Annotated in this window: 19 protein-coding genes; 14 read left to right on the top strand and 5 right to left on the bottom strand. The window is 35.7% G+C overall.

The genetic code is table 11. The features are described 5' to 3' along the window. Positions 1–109 precede the first annotated feature (109 nt). From AC1DEF_RS08435 to AC1DEF_RS08410, 6 genes are all read left to right on the top strand, one after another. Complete coding sequence (locus AC1DEF_RS08435; protein ID WP_074681336.1) at positions 110–346, top strand: hypothetical protein; 237 nt, start codon at positions 110–112, stop codon at positions 344–346. 648 nt (positions 347–994) lie between these two features. After that, positions 995–1,252 carry a hypothetical protein gene (locus AC1DEF_RS08430; RefSeq protein ID WP_097823444.1) on the top strand — a complete coding sequence of 86 codons (258 nt, stop codon included), beginning with the start codon at positions 995–997 and terminating at the stop codon, positions 1,250–1,252. Positions 1,253–1,938: 686 nt separating this feature from the next. Continuing rightward, positions 1,939–2,091 (top strand): hypothetical protein, encoded by a 153-nt coding sequence (locus tag AC1DEF_RS08425; RefSeq protein WP_016764069.1) that lies wholly within the window; start codon positions 1,939–1,941, stop codon positions 2,089–2,091. A 40-nt stretch (positions 2,092–2,131) separates the two neighbouring features. Next, positions 2,132–2,626, top strand: coding sequence for a hypothetical protein (locus AC1DEF_RS08420; protein WP_097823443.1), 495 nt, complete (start codon positions 2,132–2,134; stop codon positions 2,624–2,626). A 334-nt stretch (positions 2,627–2,960) separates the two neighbouring features. Next, entirely contained in the window at positions 2,961–4,100 is a 1,140-nt protein-coding gene (locus AC1DEF_RS08415) for a restriction endonuclease (protein ID WP_097823442.1), read from the top strand. Positions 4,101–4,248: 148 nt separating this feature from the next. Next, complete coding sequence (locus AC1DEF_RS08410) at positions 4,249–5,142, top strand: helix-turn-helix domain-containing protein (RefSeq protein ID WP_013083112.1); 894 nt, start codon at positions 4,249–4,251, stop codon at positions 5,140–5,142. Between the two features lie 14 nt (positions 5,143–5,156). On the opposite strand, the gene AC1DEF_RS08405 is transcribed toward AC1DEF_RS08410, so the two are convergent. The 3 genes from AC1DEF_RS08405 to AC1DEF_RS08395 all read right to left on the bottom strand — a co-directional run bounded on the left by AC1DEF_RS08405 (position 5,157) and on the right by AC1DEF_RS08395 (position 6,414). Next, positions 5,157–5,384, bottom strand: coding sequence for a spore coat protein (locus AC1DEF_RS08405; RefSeq protein WP_097823441.1), 228 nt, complete (start codon positions 5,382–5,384; stop codon positions 5,157–5,159). Positions 5,385–5,513: 129 nt separating this feature from the next. After that, positions 5,514–6,050: a PIN domain-containing protein gene (locus AC1DEF_RS08400; RefSeq protein ID WP_028408568.1), complete on the bottom strand. Its 537-nt coding sequence runs from the start codon at positions 6,048–6,050 to the stop codon at positions 5,514–5,516. A gap of 7 nt (positions 6,051–6,057) precedes the next feature. Then, entirely contained in the window at positions 6,058–6,414 is a 357-nt protein-coding gene (locus AC1DEF_RS08395; RefSeq protein ID WP_047932077.1) for a hypothetical protein, read from the bottom strand. 236 nt (positions 6,415–6,650) lie between these two features. Between AC1DEF_RS08395 and AC1DEF_RS08390 the strand changes: the two genes are divergently transcribed. Both AC1DEF_RS08390 and AC1DEF_RS08385 read left to right on the top strand, forming a co-directional pair. Then, positions 6,651–7,211, top strand: a complete 561-nt coding sequence (locus AC1DEF_RS08390; protein ID WP_043982422.1) for a maltose acetyltransferase domain-containing protein — start codon at positions 6,651–6,653, stop codon at positions 7,209–7,211. A gap of 246 nt (positions 7,212–7,457) precedes the next feature. Beyond that, the gene (locus AC1DEF_RS08385) at positions 7,458–8,435 is read left to right on the top strand and encodes a ring-cleaving dioxygenase (RefSeq protein WP_016764075.1); all 978 of its coding nucleotides are present in this window, start codon (positions 7,458–7,460) and stop codon (positions 8,433–8,435) included. 149 nt (positions 8,436–8,584) lie between these two features. On the opposite strand, the gene AC1DEF_RS08380 is transcribed toward AC1DEF_RS08385, so the two are convergent. Continuing rightward, positions 8,585–9,091, bottom strand: a complete 507-nt coding sequence (locus AC1DEF_RS08380) for a PCYCGC motif-containing (lipo)protein (protein WP_013083117.1) — start codon at positions 9,089–9,091, stop codon at positions 8,585–8,587. Between the two features lie 234 nt (positions 9,092–9,325). On the opposite strand from AC1DEF_RS08380, the gene AC1DEF_RS08375 reads away from it, so the two are divergent. From AC1DEF_RS08375 to fbpA, 4 genes are all read left to right on the top strand, one after another. Continuing rightward, positions 9,326–10,177: an STAS domain-containing protein gene (locus AC1DEF_RS08375; protein ID WP_043982424.1), complete on the top strand. Its 852-nt coding sequence runs from the start codon at positions 9,326–9,328 to the stop codon at positions 10,175–10,177. Positions 10,178–10,469: 292 nt separating this feature from the next. Beyond that, positions 10,470–10,667, top strand: a complete 198-nt coding sequence (locus AC1DEF_RS08370; RefSeq protein WP_013083119.1) for a DUF3311 domain-containing protein — start codon at positions 10,470–10,472, stop codon at positions 10,665–10,667. Then, positions 10,667–12,160, top strand: coding sequence for a sodium:solute symporter family protein (locus AC1DEF_RS08365; RefSeq protein ID WP_097823440.1), 1,494 nt, complete (start codon positions 10,667–10,669; stop codon positions 12,158–12,160). The genes AC1DEF_RS08370 and AC1DEF_RS08365 overlap by 1 nt, the downstream gene beginning before the upstream one ends. A 226-nt stretch (positions 12,161–12,386) precedes the next feature. Further along, complete coding sequence (fbpA, locus tag AC1DEF_RS08360; RefSeq protein WP_097823439.1) at positions 12,387–12,554, top strand: Fur-regulated basic protein FbpA; 168 nt, start codon at positions 12,387–12,389, stop codon at positions 12,552–12,554. A 236-nt stretch (positions 12,555–12,790) separates the two neighbouring features. Here fbpA and AC1DEF_RS08355 read toward each other — a convergent pair whose 3' ends face one another. Next, positions 12,791–13,384 carry an exonuclease domain-containing protein gene (locus tag AC1DEF_RS08355; RefSeq protein ID WP_097823438.1) on the bottom strand — a complete coding sequence of 198 codons (594 nt, stop codon included), beginning with the start codon at positions 13,382–13,384 and terminating at the stop codon, positions 12,791–12,793. A gap of 233 nt (positions 13,385–13,617) precedes the next feature. Between AC1DEF_RS08355 and AC1DEF_RS08350 the strand changes: the two genes are divergently transcribed. Then, entirely contained in the window at positions 13,618–13,914 is a 297-nt protein-coding gene (locus AC1DEF_RS08350; RefSeq protein WP_013057017.1) for a hypothetical protein, read from the top strand. A gap of 382 nt (positions 13,915–14,296) precedes the next feature. Next, the gene (locus tag AC1DEF_RS08345) at positions 14,297–16,648 is read left to right on the top strand and encodes an immune inhibitor A domain-containing protein (protein ID WP_043982429.1); all 2,352 of its coding nucleotides are present in this window, start codon (positions 14,297–14,299) and stop codon (positions 16,646–16,648) included. Positions 16,649–16,667 lie beyond the last annotated feature (19 nt).

Below are 16,667 nucleotides of genomic sequence, written 5' to 3'. Positions count from 1 at the left end.
AAAAGTTATATTGATTAATGAAAGCTAAAAATATTCTTTTAGTAATATACAGAGAAGGATTATTACACTTTTTGTGGAAGTTATTAGGTAGAAAGTCGGGGGTTAGAGAATGAAAATTCAATTTGATTTTAAAGTACTAAATGTTGTAGAGGAAAATGGCGTAAAGTCCTACATTGTGCAATGCTCAAGTGAGAATTTCCGACGTGTTATTAAAGCTCAATATGACGGAAGTGTATATATACCAGATTACCATCAACAATTATGGGACATACAATCTCATGAAAGAACAGTTCTTGATATTGGACTAGCAAGCTTTATAATAAAAAATGAGAAACGCACAGTATAGGTAAACTCACATTCGAGCATAATATTAATGGTCAGTACTTCTTTTGCTGACGAATCGTTTTCTCCTTTAACATGTTAAGTGTATAAAAAGCACCCATAGCTTGGGTGTTTTTTATTTTGTGCAAATAATAAAAAGTTGTTGAAAATGATGATTCACAATAAAAGGAAAGCTCTCATACCTTAATGAAGGATTTTTTTACATGTTGGAACAAAGTAGGTGATTAAATGTTCTATTCTAATTTTTATACTCCTTTTAACTATGCTTTCTATCCTTATTTCATGCCTTCCTTTGGACGTCCTACTGGATATGTACTGAATTCTAGTGGTGAAGTTGAAAGTTGGTGGGGGAATTATCCACTGGGGTATCCTGCTAAAGCTCCAAAATTTTTGGGTGGGGGACAGACGCCTATTTCAGGACCTGCCATACCTTTTAGTTTCAGGGGTTACTATTGAACTGATTACAAGGTTTACTGCCTTAAGGTAAGAAAGATATATACAAAATTAAAGCAGTATTTAAAGTGCCTGAAGAGATGATATTTAGTTCAGTAAAGAAAGTCGATCATAAGGTCGGCTTTTTATTTTAGGGAGTTAACAAGTTTGATTTGGTTAAAACAGGGAAATTCACAGGTAACTAAAAGGAGGTGGAGTTATGAATTATGAACAGAAGGATTATTATATTAGTACAAAAGAAAATGAGTATTATAAGGTATTAAATGTAGTAGATCATATGTTAGAAGAAGCAAAAAGTAATGACAGATATCCTGTATGGGGTGAAAAGCTACGAAATGAATTAAAAGAAAGTGCTGGAAATAATCTTACTCCATGGCATTTTAATATGATAATATCCACACTTTTAGATTATGTACCTGAAGAAGTAAAGAATAAATCTAATGCTAAGTCACTCTGATGAGTGGCTTTTTATTATGTCTATAGTATGTAAATTGAAATATGTGCTAAATAATAAAGAGTAAAAAAGGTGGCTGAACAACCTGCCTAAAAAGCCACCTAAGATATGTAACACGGAGGAATGTCGTCAATTAGCTTACGATACATATTGTGACAAGTGCAAAAAAGATACTCATAAAGAGTACAAGGAACAGAGAGTAGATAAGAAAGAGCAAGAGCAAGCCTTTTATTCTGGTAGCCTATGGATTAAATTACGCAATAGGAAGAAGAGGTTAAATCCTTTATGTGAAGTCTGTCTTGAAGGAGGTAGGCGTACTCGCCTACTCCTGTTGAAATAGTCTATCACTTTATAGAAGTGAAATGAAATAGGATTGGAGTAAACGTTTATTTATAGGTAACTTATAAAGTGATCGTAAAGCACATTACCATAAGGTTCACTTTGGTGTAGATGGTAAGAAGTACATGAAGGTTAAGAAGGTAATAGAGAGTGCTTATTTACAGAAGAACAAGGAAAAGAATTATTAAGAGTTATAGAAAATATAATGGTGGATTACATTAATTATAGGGAAGAAAATGCAGATGATATAAAAAGGAAATTATCGAAAAACTAAGAAGAAAAATAATTGAGATGGTAACAAAAATAACCTTTTTTATGGTATTATTTACTCAGTAAGGGGGCTGTGTGTTGTGAATGAACAATTGAAACCTGAGGAAATTAGCATAGAAGTTAAACTTGAGCTTCTAAAGATATGTAATAACGTAATGAACAATATAGTTACCCCTAAAGAATTAATCAAGGACTTAGAAAAATTGGTTAGTCAAATCAGTTTATCTGTTTAGTGTAACACTCCATACAGAGAAAAGTTAAGGGGAGAATGCTGTGAAAAAGTTGTTAGTTGGTAGCATTTTGTTGTCTTTGATTTTAACTACGGGAGCATGTGACCAAGGGGAAGAGAAGAACGCTGAGACTTCTAAGAAAGAAACTGCTGTAAAGCCAGAAAAAAAGATTAATGAAAGAGAATTAAATAAGAAATCTGAATCTCAACAAATTCAAAATGAACAGAAAGATTTACGTGCGTACGCTACAAAAGTTGAAGAAGAAAGAAAGGCTAAGGAATTAGCAGAACAAAAAGCAAAAGAAGAAGCGGAAGCTAAACGACAAGCAGAAATAGCCGAACAACAAAGACAACAAAAGATTGCTGAAGAACAACGTGTAGCAGCCCAACAAGCAGAACAAAAGAAGCAAGAAGAATCTCCAGTTAGTCAAGAAACAATTGATAATTATGAAGCAAATCAAGCTGAAACATGGGCTGAAGAAGCTGAGATTGAGGAAGAATTAAATGCTGAACAGGATACTCAATCAGAGGACTTCTAAAACGTGCTGAAGAGGAAAGAGCTAATCTTAAAGAAGGGGAAACACCTAAATGGACGGGTGATCCTTGGGTTGATAGTCAAACTGAATGGGCTGAAATGACTCCCGAAGAACAAAAGCAATGGCAAGAAGATAATTTATCTGATTTAGATGAAGATATTCAGTATGACGAGAATGGAGAACCTATTGACTAATCTAATTAAATATATTGATTTATTCAGTTATAAGTTAATATTCTTCAAACTGGAGAGAATGGGATTAAATTTAAAAATAATCTCTCTAAAAAGAAATAAAAAATGATAAAATATTACTAAAAAGTAATAGTGTGGTGGAGTATGTGGAGGGGGAAGTTTTTCCTAAAGTAAGGTTATCTGAATATGTAGGTTGGTCAGAAAGTACGGGTAGACACTGGATAAAAGTTTTTAAAGATTACATCCCTTATATTAAACGTGAGAACAGTATTTTATATAACAATGAGTCTGTTAAAGTACTAAGCTACATAAAAAGACTTAAAGATACGGGGATATCAAAAGAAAAGATACTACAGGCATTGAAAAAGTATGGTACACCTCATAACGACAATGAATTTAATGAGATAGCGAGTGCATTAAAGGAAAGTTCATTTTCTAGAAGTAAAGGGTTAGATGGTATGAAGCTTCCTACACAAAAAGAGATGATAATTCCTATATTGAAAGTCCTCTCAGATGGAAAGGCTTATTCTGCTGCAACTATCTCAGATAAAGTAGCTTCTTACTTTAATCTTACAGAAGAACAGAGAGTACAAACTTATTTAAGCGGAAAAGACTCCATTTACGTAACGACCATCAGAGGAGCACGTTACAGTTTAATAAAAGAAGATTATATAGAAGAAGTAAATAAACTTACTTTTCAAATTACACAAGACGGCTTGGAACTGTTAAGAGATAATGAAGAAGATGTCGAAGATGAAATAGAAGAATTAGAAAAGGTAATAAATCCTCTAGAAGTAATCCAAGATCAAGTAAGTGAGATTGAAAATGAGTTGATTACAAAACTGATTGACCAGTTAAAGCAAGCCCATTGGAGAAGATTAGAATATATAGTGGTTGAATTACTAACTGCTATGGGATACGGAGATGGAGAAGTTACTGATAAGACAAATAATGGTGGATTAGATGGTATTATCAAAGAGGATAAACTAGGATTAGATAATATCTATATTCAGGCTAAAAGATGGGAGAATACAGTTGGAAGACCCGATGTAATGAGTTTCTCTGGAGCTTTAGACGCTAAGAGTGCTAAAAAGGGAATTTTTATAACTACTTCTTCTTTCACAAATGGAGCTAAAGAATATGCCTCTCGTTTAGAAAGTAAAAAAATAATTCTAATCGATGGTTACAGGTTAGCAAAGCTTATGATTGAAAATAACATAGGTGTAAACGTAAAAAGAAAAATTGTTATTAAGGAAATAGACTTTAGTTATTTTGAAGGAGATTAAAGTAACTAGTTATAATTAGAAGAATTTTTCTTGGAATTTTTTTCTTATTTCTATTGATAAAAAAACTATCTAAATGTACAATAAGTTTACAATATTATAGTGGAACGTTGTTTTAACAGGGTTTGTACGTTTTAAGTAAGGTGATTTTTTGAATGATAAAAAACAAGTAGGTCAGCTGATTCAAGATCTGCGAAAGATTGCGGAAATGACAACTGTCGAGTTATCAGAAGGAATTTGTACTGAAGAAGAGCTACATCGATTTGAACAAGGTGAAATTCATGCAAGCAGTGAAGTTCTCTATCATTTATCGAAACGCTTAGGGGTTCCGATGAATTATTTCTTTGAAGCAGGAGAGCTAACGCCCAACGATTATTCAAAAGAAATTAAATCGACCATTAGGCATTATATACGAAAACGCGATTATGAAACCGTGTTACATATGGTGAACAAAGAAAAAGATAATCCTATGTTTCAAGATCCTTTTCATGCACAATTTTTCCTATGGCACGAAGCCATATGTGATTATTATATTGGAAATAAATTTGAACAAGCGCTTCGTAAATTGGAAAAAGCTATTGCGTTCACGCGTACGAGCGAACAGTTTTATTCAGAAAAAGAGATTGCTATTTTGAATAGTATTGCCATTATTTATGAAGAAGAAGGTCATTTAAAAAAAGCGTTCAGTACGTTTATGGAAGGATTGCAGCATATTGCTTTGCTTCCTAAATTAAAAGATCCTCTTGTCAAAATTCGAATTTTATATGGATTATCGCGTGCGCTTTTGCAAATGGAACGTTATGAAAAGTCGGTTAAATATGCACAAGCAGGACTAGAGCTGTGTATTCAGCATGAGACGCTTTATTTATTAGGAGAACTGCACTATCAAATTGGAGAAGCACTCTGTCAGCTTGGTGAGCTTAAAGAAGGAATAGCCTACCTAGAAAAAGCTATTACCGTTTTTGAAATTGAACAAAATGAAGCGTTTGTGACCATTATTCAAGAAGAGATGTCTAAATATCAAGAAACAAAAAAGAAGAGCTGATCGCTCTTCTTTTTTTATCTCCAATACACTGGGTGTGGGTAAAATGGACGAGGACGAGGGTGAAAGTAAGGGGGGTGGTAATAAATAGGACGAGGATAAGGGGAAGGATAAAATGGACGTGGGCGAGGATATGGATAATAACCATATGGGAATCTTTCGTCAGTTTCATGAGGATTCGAATAATAATCATAGCCATATTGATACTCTTCTAAAGGTTGTTCCGGGTAATATTGATAATTCACTCTTTTCACCGCCTAAGTTTTTATGCTTTTTACTGTATTCATTATAGAAAGAATTGGAGTATGTACCCATCAAATTTTCACTTTAAAAATTCGACGGGAGATGAGGCATATTTTAATAATAAAAAGAAATTAGGTTTCCTTTTTATTTTTGTGTAAGGCATCTGCTGTATGAGTCAAAGTGGGCAGTTCGAAGCTTTTAATAAAAGAAGCGTAAGCAATCGTATCTTTAATAGGGTTTACATAAGATAATGGTTGACCTCGGTAGCTGAAATTAAATGTAATCCAAGCAAAATCTTTATTATTGTTGGAAATCAGTTTTGCATTATGTATAAAAGCAGATGCGGCAATCATCGCATCTGGGCCTTTAATTTTTTTATTGGATTCTATTTTAGCTTTTCGGCGAATTTGAGCTGCTAGCTGTGCAATTTCACTTGTAACGTCTACAATCTTATCTGTCATATCGTAAATATAATGATTTTTTACTGCTTTGACTTGAGGATTTGTTTCTACTTCCCAATGCGACAGAAGTTCCATTTCTACAACGGTAGGCATTAAAAATTCCGCATTATTTGAAATAAGTTCATTAATATATTCCACAACTTCTGGATAATTAAGCGCATGTGAAGCCCAAATGTTTGTATCAATGATTACTTTTTCATCCAACACAAATCGTTCACTCCTCTCTACTAGCCATTCGTACCAGCTCTTCTAACCCAAAAGGTGAGTAAAGAGCCGCAGATTCTGAAAGCTGATTGCTTAATAGAAGCTTTTCATATTTAGTTAATCTAGTTTTTGCAGATTTTATGAGCTTTTCTTGTGTGTCATTTAATGTTTTATCTTTTTTATCGTACGTGCGTAGAACTTTATTTTGAGGTTTGTATTTAAGATTTTTCTTCTGCATAGGGGTTGAGGGAGGTAATTGCGGCGAGGGTTGCGTATAAATTTTCCCATTTATTTTTAGGTTAAAGTGCTTCTGAACTTCCTTGCTGTATGTTCCTTTTTGGTCATCTACCAAGCGCTGTGCTTTCATGATATCCCTGCCTTTTATATAAATTTATATAGTATATGTGATGAAGTTTTCTCTTACTATTCCTTTTATATAAAAAGATTAAAAAATTAGCTTCCGGGAGTTATTAAATTAACTAATGTTTGCCTGGGGGGGTTATAATCTCAGCGAATACCGGACAAAGGTTTAAAAACATGATATCGTGTAAGAGAATAAATCAGTATCGGTTAGAGAAGGAACTACAAAAAAGGGGATGCAAAATGAAAACAGAAAAACAAAAAATGCTGGATGGAGAATTATACCTTTCCGCTGATCCGCAATTAATAAAAGAACGTGAAAACGCTCGAAGATTAACAAGGCTTTATAACCAAACAACAGAAAGGGAAGAAGAAAGACGTACAAACTTATTAAAAGAACTGTTTGGGTCTACGGGAAATTCTCTTTGCATAGAGCCTACTTTCCGCTGTGACTACGGTTCTAACATTCATGTTGGAGAAAATTTTTATGCTAACTTTGATTGCGTACTTTTAGATGTATGTGAAATAAGAATAGGAGATAATTGTTTTCTTGCACCAGGTGTACATATCTATACAGCAACTCATCCTTTGCATGCTCTTGAAAGAATTTCAGGAGCTGAGTTTGGAAAACGCGTAGAAATAGGAAATAACGTATGGATTGGGGGGAGAGCCGTTATTAATCCTGGAGTGAAAATAGGCAACAATGCGGTAATTGCTTCGGGTGCCGTTGTGACAAAAAATGTTCCTGATAACGTGGTAGTCGGAGGCAATCCTGCAATTATAATCAAGCATATTGAAAATTAAAGAATAAACAAAGAGCTTTTGAATTGTAAAAGCTCTTTGTTTATACGATGTTTTATTGCCGATTTGACTCGTCCTCATTTATAATGTTTTGGTTAAATGTAAAAATATACATATTTCCTTCCGAGATCATCCATACTTTATTGACAAAGGAAAATTAATCATGGTATATTATCTTTAATTAAAGATATTCAAATTAAAGATAAATAATAAATGATAAACTAGACGATTTATCCGGAGGAATGTAGAATGAACCACTTAAAAGGAATACACCACGTAACGGCTATTACAAGCAGTGCAGAAAAGAATTATGAATTTTTCACATATGTGTTAGGCATGCGCTTAGTTAAAAAAACGGTCAATCAAGATGATATTCAAACGTATCATTTGTTTTTTGCAGATGATAAAGGCAGCGCCGGAACGGACATGACTTTTTTTGATTTTCCAGGTATTCCAAAAGGTTTTCACGGAACAAATGAAATTTCAAAAACATCTTTCCGCGTTCCAAATGATGCGGCTTTAGACTATTGGGTAAAGCGCTTTGATCGCTTAGAAGTAAATCATACGGGGATTCAAGAGCTATTTGGGAAAAAGACGCTTTCGTTTGTTGATTTTGATGATCAGCAGTATCAGTTAATTTCCGATGAAGGAAATCAAGGAGTTGAATCAGGCACTCCTTGGCAAAAAGGCCCTGTCCCTCTTCAATACGCTATTACAGGACTTGGTCCTATCTTTATTCGTATTGCCGAGTTTAATTACTTTAAAGAAATGATGGAAAAAGTCCTTTTATTTAAAGAGATTGCTCAAGAAGGAGACCTTCACCTATTCGAAGTAGGAGAAGGAGGAAACGGTGCGCAAGTAGTAGTAGAACACAATGAAAAACTTCCGCAGGCTCAGCAAGGTTTTGGAACTGTTCATCACGTTGCTTTTCGCGTAGAAAATCGACAAGCTCTTGAAGAGTGGATTAATCGAATGCCAAGCTTCGGTTTCCATACGTCTGGTTATGTGAATCGTCACTTCTTTGAATCGTTGTATGCAAGAGTGGCTCCGCAAATTTTATTTGAATTTGCGACAGATGGACCAGGATTTATGGGAGATGAACCTTACGAAACGCTCGGAGAAAAATTATCACTGCCTCCTTTTTTAGAGCCAAAACGTGCAGAAATTGAGAAGCTCGTGCGTCCGATTGATACAGTAAGAAGTACAAAAGAGTTTGTGAAAGAATAATACACAAAAACACTCAAATAGCTATTTGAGTGTTTTTTGCTTTTTCAAAGATGAATCAGCTTTCAAAACGCTAAAAAAGAATGTGTTTTTGATATCTTCTCCTTTTATATATACCTATCGCGAATGTTTGCTTAAAAACTGCCAATGTCCTACAAGGAAGGAGTAGGAGTGGGTTGTGCATAGCCTTCTTTATATTTTTCGTCGATGTCTTTGCGGATATCTTTTATTGATTTGCCTCGGTTATAGTCGAGCATAGCTTTAGCTGCAATTTCTATACACAATCCGCACTTTGTTCCATGATCATCCCAGACAACTGCTCCGTTTCTTTTGTTTTTAAAAATAAAGCAGTCATAGCTGTTTTTGTGATTCGCTTCCATGCCACATCCGCAGTAGCAAGGGATTTTTTCAAGTAGTTCACGATTTTTAGCAACGGATAGATAAACTAGTTTCATATCTTTAGGCTGGTTCTTCAAAAACTGTGGCAAAACATCTGCTCCCGGAGTCTCTTCGCGAATATCAGCAACTGCAGCTTTGTGATGTTCATGACCTGAATGTGCAGAAGAGTTTGTGGCAGAAGAAGTTGTTGTATTGTTTGAACAAGCGGATAATCCAATACTTGTAGCGAGAATCCCCAACAAAATAATTGATTTTTTCAATACAATTAACATCCTTTCATGTGAAAATAAATGATAGCTGCATCATACACGGCAGTTTATCTATGTAGATAATCAAACACCTGCTTGTTTATATCTAATTCTCTATAAGTATGCAAAGCGGTTATCGTGTATGATAGAGATGGACGAGGAAAAAATATGAAGCATGAATTTATCATAAGGTGCGTTTTATAAGTAAGTGGACAGAAGGAGAAAGTGAACGGAGGTTAAACAGTAGTGAGTGAACAAAATCAACGACTTTTTGAATATATTTTAGAAAATTCAGCCTCTATCAGTGAAGAATGGCTGCGCCAAAGAAGTAATATTAAAGGATCGATTTACTCAAAGGACGCAGATGCTTCAGTTGAGAAAAAGCTGCGTGAGCAGCATCTTTATACGATTGAAACAATTGCGAGCGGCTTTCTTGACGATCAAAAGATTTTTAAACAACGTATGGTGAAATGGACGACGGAAGTAGTAAACAGCAGAATTAAATTTGATACGCCGATTTACGAGGTAGTAGAAGCGCTAAGCAAAACAAGAAAAATTATTTGGACGTATGTCAAAACATATAGTCTGATACATTCATCTATTACAAAAGAAGATATACTGTCTTGGAGCGAAGTTTATCATACAACATTTGATAAACTCCTTAATGAATTCTCCGAACAGTATTATAAAATCACAAGGCAAAAAATAAGTCTTCAGCAAGAGCTAATCGACGAAACGAGTTTTCCTGTCATTCCAATTGTAGATCACATCGCGGTCTTGCCTTTAGTAGGGCTTATTGATGAAATCAAAGGTGATTCTATTATCGAGGTTGTTCCAAAAAAGTGTGCAGAAAAACATATAAGGCATCTAGTCATTGACTTATCGGGTGTAAATTATGTAGATACGTATGTTGCTCACAAATTTTTTGATTTGATTAACATTTTGCAGCTGCTAGGCATCCATGCGATTATGTCAGGAGTGAGTCCTGACATGGCTCAGACGGCTGTTAATGTAGGAATTAGTTTTAATAAAATTGAAACGTTTGGACATTTAAAACAAGCTCTCTCTTCGCTTGGTGTAAAGAAAAAAGAAGAATAAAGTATAGAAATGCTAAATCGAAACGGAACTGAGACCTTTACTCTGAGTTCCGTTTCTTTTTGTTTGTCTATATTCTGCTGCATTCAAAATCTTGTAAGCATGCCTTACAAACTCCTTTTCACATGGGGACAAATGGAAGATACTAAGGAACAAATAAACGGCGGTTTTCTATGCCAAACGTCTCGTTTAGCTCAAGAATGGAGGTGTAAAGAGAAGAATAAGAGAAGTACATAATGAGATAGTTAAAGTGTTAGATAAGTACTGATAAGCCGTGTGATTAAGGAGGAGTTCTATGAAAATAATTTATCTTCTTTGCTTGCTTCCATTTGTAGGAATATTAGGTTTATTGCCTTTTGTTAACAAAGTAACGCCGTTTATTTTAGGGATGCCTTTTTTTCTCTTTTGGATTGTTATGTGGGTAATCCTTACGTCTTTTATTATGGGCATTGTATACAAGCTCGATCCTGCTGTTAAAGGAGGAGATAAATAATGAATACTGCTCTGATTATTATTTTTGGTTTTTTACTTTTAGCTATTTATCTTGGAATTCGAGCTACGCGGGGCAAAAAAATGGATTTAGAACAGTGGAGCGTAGGCGGCAGAGGTTTTGGAACTGTTTTTGTCTTCTTTTTGATGGCGGGTGAAATCTATACTACTTTTACGTTTCTAGGAGGAAGCGCTTGGGCATATGGAAAAGGAGGGCCAGCGTTTTATATTTTAGCCTATATTTCTTTAGCGTACGTGTTAGGGTATTGGATTGGCCCGCAAATATGGCGATATGCGAAGCAGCATAAGCTTATGTCTCAGCCAGATTTTTTTGTTTCAAAATACAACAGCCCGTTTCTCGGCATCGTTGTTTCATGCGCAGGGGTGCTGGCAATTGTTCCTTATATTATTTTACAGTTCAAAGGCTTAGGTATTATTGTATCTGAAGCTTCTTATGGGTCTATCTCTTCAACCGCAGCCATTTGGATTGGAGCCATATCATTAACGGTTTACTTAATGATATCAGGCATATATGGCTCCGCGTGGACGGCTATTGTTAAAGATATTATGATTTTTATTGTTGTCTTATTTTTAGGAATATATATGCCGATTCATTACTACGGAGGCTTACAGCCGATGTTTGAGGCTGTGCATCAAGCAAATCCAACGTTTCTTACTCTTCCCAAGACAGGTCTAAGTATTTCGTGGTTTATTTCTACAGTCATGCTGACCGTATTAGGATTTTACATGTGGCCGCATACGTTTAATGCAACGTATTCAGCTGAAAACGAGAATGTATTTCGAAAGAATTCTATTATAAGTCCTATTTATACGTTAATGCTGCTTTTTGTCTTTTTTGTAGGGTTTACTGCTCTTATGCAGGTACCTGGACTACAAGGTGCAGAAGCGGACTTGTCACTGCTTCGTCTTTCCATTCAAACATTTGACCCGTGGATTGTCGGCTTTATTGGCGCAGCCGGTTTATTAACAGCACTTGTACCTGGATCGATGCTTTTGATGGCAGCTTCTACGTCACTATCCAAAAACGTTTATGGCGTTCTTGTTCCTTCAGCGACGGGCAAACAAATTTCGATACTGGCTAAATGCTTTGTACCGGTCATTGCGCTTGTTTCAGTCTATTTTACACTTCATGGAGGGAATACGATTGTAACGCTTTTACTAATGGGCTACAGCATTGTGACGCAGCTGTTTCCTACTTTTATTTTTAGTTTAATGAAAAACAATATCGTGACTAAATACGGGGCATGTGCAGGTATTGTTGCCGGCATTGCGTCTGTGATGTATATAACGATTACTGAAACAACGCTTGGCACGTTGTTTCCTGCGTTGCCACAAATCATTAAAGATACAAATGTCGGCGTTATTTCTTTATTTATTAATTTAGTTGTATTAATGGTGGTCAGTTTAGCAACGAAAAAAATCGCCGCACAGCCGCATTTTAAAAGCGGGACAGTAGATGAAAAACAAATTTTGTGAAAATCTTTTTCCAATTGCGTTTTAAGAACACCATGAAGGGTATAAAAGTAGTGCATCACCAAAATGTTCAATATGGCTGCAAGACATAAGCAGCCTTCTCGATAAAATGTAACGATTGCGTTGTTTTTAAACATAGGTAACGAGTGTGAAAAGCAACAAGACGTATGCCACAAGCGGTGTACGTCTTTTCTATGAAAGATATTCACCTAAAAAAGGAGATGATAACATGACATCTGAAAAAGCATTTGAGCAAAAGAAAGATCTTTTAATGAATCAAATTATTGAATCGGGTTACTTTAAAGCAGAAGACGGGAGACATTTGTACGAATTGAATTTAAATGAACTAGAACAAACGCATCACGATCTTCAAAATCAAAAAATAAGAGAAGTATAATTAAAATCTTCCAGATTATTAGAAGTTCAGCTGATTTCGTATATGTGTGTAAATACCAGCTGTTCAGCTTGTTCCTCCGCGGCTTTTTTTGCTTGAAAGCAGGCACTTTTCTTTTTCTTCCGGTGCGTTTACAGCCTCGCTGTTTCCAATCATACTCCTCAAACATATAACTCAACACTTAAGAAATATGCAAATAAAAACAAAAAAAGCGCAGAAGCTGCGCTTTTTTTGTTGAGTTAAAAACGAGTGGAGGCCGCTGTTTTTTTAGGTTTGCTCATTGCTTTTTTTAATACTTCAGAAAAATAGGGCTCTCCGCTAGGATTTTGCCGTCTGAGCAAGTCAATGGTTCCTTTCACGTCATCCATAGCTCTGTGAGCGTGCTCTCTCTCAATATTATGATGATCAAGGAGCGTTGTTAGTTTTTTATTAGGAAAGCCGTACTCTTTCCATTTGACAGCACGCATAGAGCAGTGCCATTTTTGGTTAAATAAAGATGGATACCGTTTTAAAAGAAAACTGCGATCGAAAGAAGCATTATGAGCGATGATAGCCGAAACGCTAGTTAACAGTGATTCCACTTTTTTATCGTCTAATGTTTTATTTTTGACCATCTCATTTGTAATTCCCGTTAAGTTTGTAATATACGGGAAAATGGGAGTTGAAGGCATATTAAATTCTTCATATTCTTCTACAATGTCGATTATTTCTCCGGTAGAAGAATCATAAGAAACAACAGCAATTGCTAGTTCGATAATATCGCATGTTTGAGCACTTAAGCCCGTTGTTTCAATGTCTAAAACGGCTGCTAATTTCACTTGTTCAGTTGACAACTCGTCGCCCTCCCTTTCTATTTATCATTCTATTAGCTTATCATTTTTCAACAGAAAACGTTAGTAAAAAAGATGAGGGAGCACGTACATGGATTTATTTTATACGCCCACGAGGAAAAGGAATTCACTTTTTTAAAGGAGATGACGATAGGAAAGGAGAATAGTAATATTTACTCATCTAAATTAAGTCTTCATTGAAAATAATGAAATGAAGGAAGAAGGGGATCGTTATCATGCAATTGCTGTATATGGTACTTTTTCTTGTCTTAATTTTTTGGGGAATTACATCTTTTATTCATTACAGGAATCAAACTATTAAAGTTCGTTTGAACAAGCATTATACGAATGCAGTAGAATGGATCGAAGCTGTTAAACAAGAGCTGGAAAAGCAAGGGAAATCCGTGAGTTATGAAGGGGATTTCTTGTTTAAAATTGATGAAAAACCTTATGAAATCGCAGCGCGCAATATGTCTATTTGGAGCATGTCGCTCTATCATATCTTGCTGCAGCGTCAAAAAGAACATTCTTAAAATTTACTTGCATACAGAGATTATCACTTCTCGTCTATTGGGAAGTGATTTTTTTATCTTTCTGTATCCATAATGGGGAATTTTTTGTTTTTATATAATAGTAATATGGAAAAGATAGTTCTAATTCCCTAAAAAAATACGCTTCATATATTTTTAGTTTTGGTTATCGATTTGGCATGGAATTTGCATACGTAAGAAGGGTTTATCAGACATTTTAATTGTCAGGCAAAGAAAACTAGTTACATACTATAAAACTATTTTACATTATCTACTAGAATCAAAAAATTTTAATAATATAGTAAAATGTAGTTGACCTTCCTAGTTTTAGAATATAAAATAAATCTTGCTAATAGTTTGAAAATTCTAAAATGGAGGGGTTTACTTGAAAAGCTGGAAAAAGATTTTGGGGACATCTTTTCTTGCCACAACTGTTACATTAAGCGGAGTGGGGCCAGTACTTATGAATGGAAGTACGGCTTCAGCTAAAACCGCACAATCGGAGGAACTTCCGAGTTCACCAATTGATATGAATACAGTACCGGAAGAAAGATTGGCTAACGCACTGAAAAACCAAGGAGTTATTTCTCAAAGTGCAACACCGCAAGAAGTGAAGAAAGCCGTTACTTCTTACATAAACAAAAAAGATGCACATAAAGAGAGCATGAAGGGACATAAAGCTAGCAAAATTGATTTGAAAGCGAAAGAAATGCAAACAAAACAAAAAGAAAAGTTTCAACGAGGCGAATTTGCTAATATTAAGTCTCAAGGAAACAATTCGGGGAACGGGGTAAACGTTAAACCTGCAGCTCAGGCCAAATATAACGGACAAGTGAGAAAAGATAAAGTTCTTGTTCTTTTAGTCGAATACGCAGACTTTAAGCATAACAATGTCGTTCAAGAACCTGGTTACATGTATGCAAAAGATTTTAACCGAAATCACTATCAGCAATTAATGTTTGGAAAGAAAGACTTTACGCTATTTAACGGTAAGAAAATTAAAACGTTTAAGCAATATTATGAAGAACAGTCTGGAGGCAGTTACACAGTAGATGGAACGGTTTCTGACTGGTTAACTGTCCCTGGAAACGCAAAAGAATACGGAGCAGACAATCCAGTGGGAGGAAACGATAATGCGCCTGGATCTAAAGGACCTCGTAATCTTGTAAAAGAAGCGCTTGCTGCAGCAGCAAAAAGCGGCATTAACCTTTCAGATTATGATCAGTTCGATCAATATGATATCGATGGAGACGGCAACCGCAATGAGCCTGACGGCATAGTGGACCACTTAATGGTCATTCATGCTGGAACTGGGCAAGAAGCAGGTGGAGGTAAACTAGGAAACGATGCTATTTGGTCTCATCGCTCTACTTTGGGACAAGTGTATAAAGTTCCTGGAACAAATATGGCTGCTTATGATTATACAATTGAACCAGAAGACGGAGCAGTTGGCGTTTTTGCTCATGAATTTGGCCATGATTTAGGTTTGCCGGATGAGTATGATACACAGTATACGGGTCAAGGTGAGCCGGTAGGCGTTTGGTCAATTATGAGCGGAGGGAGCTGGGCTGGTGAAGTAGCTGGAACGGAACCGACAAGTTTCTCCCCGCAAAATAAAGAGTTTTTCCAAGCAAATATGGGTGGAAACTGGGCAAATATTCAACAAATCGACAGCAAAAACATTACAAAATCGGGCTCTGTGAGCGTGGTTGATCAAAGCGTGACAAAATCCAAAAGACCGGGTATTGTAAAGATTAATTTACCTAAAAAAGCTGTTCAAGGGATTAAGCCTGAGTTTGGAAGCAACTACTACTACAGTAAACGCGGAGACGATCTGCATACGACAATGACGACGCCAGAGTTTGATTTAACAGCGGCCAAAACAGCGACGTTTAATTATAAAGCGTTCTATGAAGTAGAGGCAGAATACGATTATTTATATGTAAATGCGATTCTTCCTGACGGTTCAAAAGTTCTGTTAGATACAATTGGTGATAAAGCGAATAATGCAGACGGTTCTGCTGAAACTTCCGGCGGAAAATGGGAAGATAAAAGCTATGACTTAACGCAGTTTAAAGGTAAAAAAATCAAGCTTCAATTTGAATATGTAACGGACGGAGGACTTGCTCTTCAAGGATTTGCACTTGATAATGCAAGTTTAGTAGTAAATGGAAAAACGGTATTTACGGACGATGCTGAAGGAGCGCCAAAAGTAACGTTAGATGGATTTGAAAAGACAAACGGCATCAGCTATAAAGATAACTATTATTACCTTGAGTGGAGAAACTATGCAGGCAGCGATAAAGCACTTCAATTCGCGCGCGGTGCAAAATATAATACAGGCATGCTGCTTTGGTACGCAGATGAAAGCTATCTTGATAACTGGGTAGGACAACATCCGGGTGAAGGATTCCTTGGTGTGGTTGATTCACATGCTCATAAAGTTCTTTACTTTAATGTGAATGGGATTAGCACGACAGCAAATTCAAGCCGATATCAAATTGCAGACGCGGCGTTCTCATTTGATAAATCACCTGCTTGGTCATATTCTCATAAAACGTGGGGAACTATTTCATCTAAAGAATCAAATGGAGTTACAAGCTTCAATGACAAAAAATCGTATTTAGATGAAAGAATTAAAGATGCAGGCCGCTTGCTTCCTCAAAACGGATTAAAATTAGACGTAATTGGTGAAGCAAAAGACAATTCAGCTGGTGCTGTATGGATTCATAAGTAAAATTAGACGTATTAAAAAA

The sequence above is a fragment of the Priestia sp. 10L35 genome, from assembly GCF_056395685.1.
The sequence above is the reverse complement of the archived record's forward strand: the minus strand, read 5'-3'. Positions and strand labels throughout refer to the sequence as shown.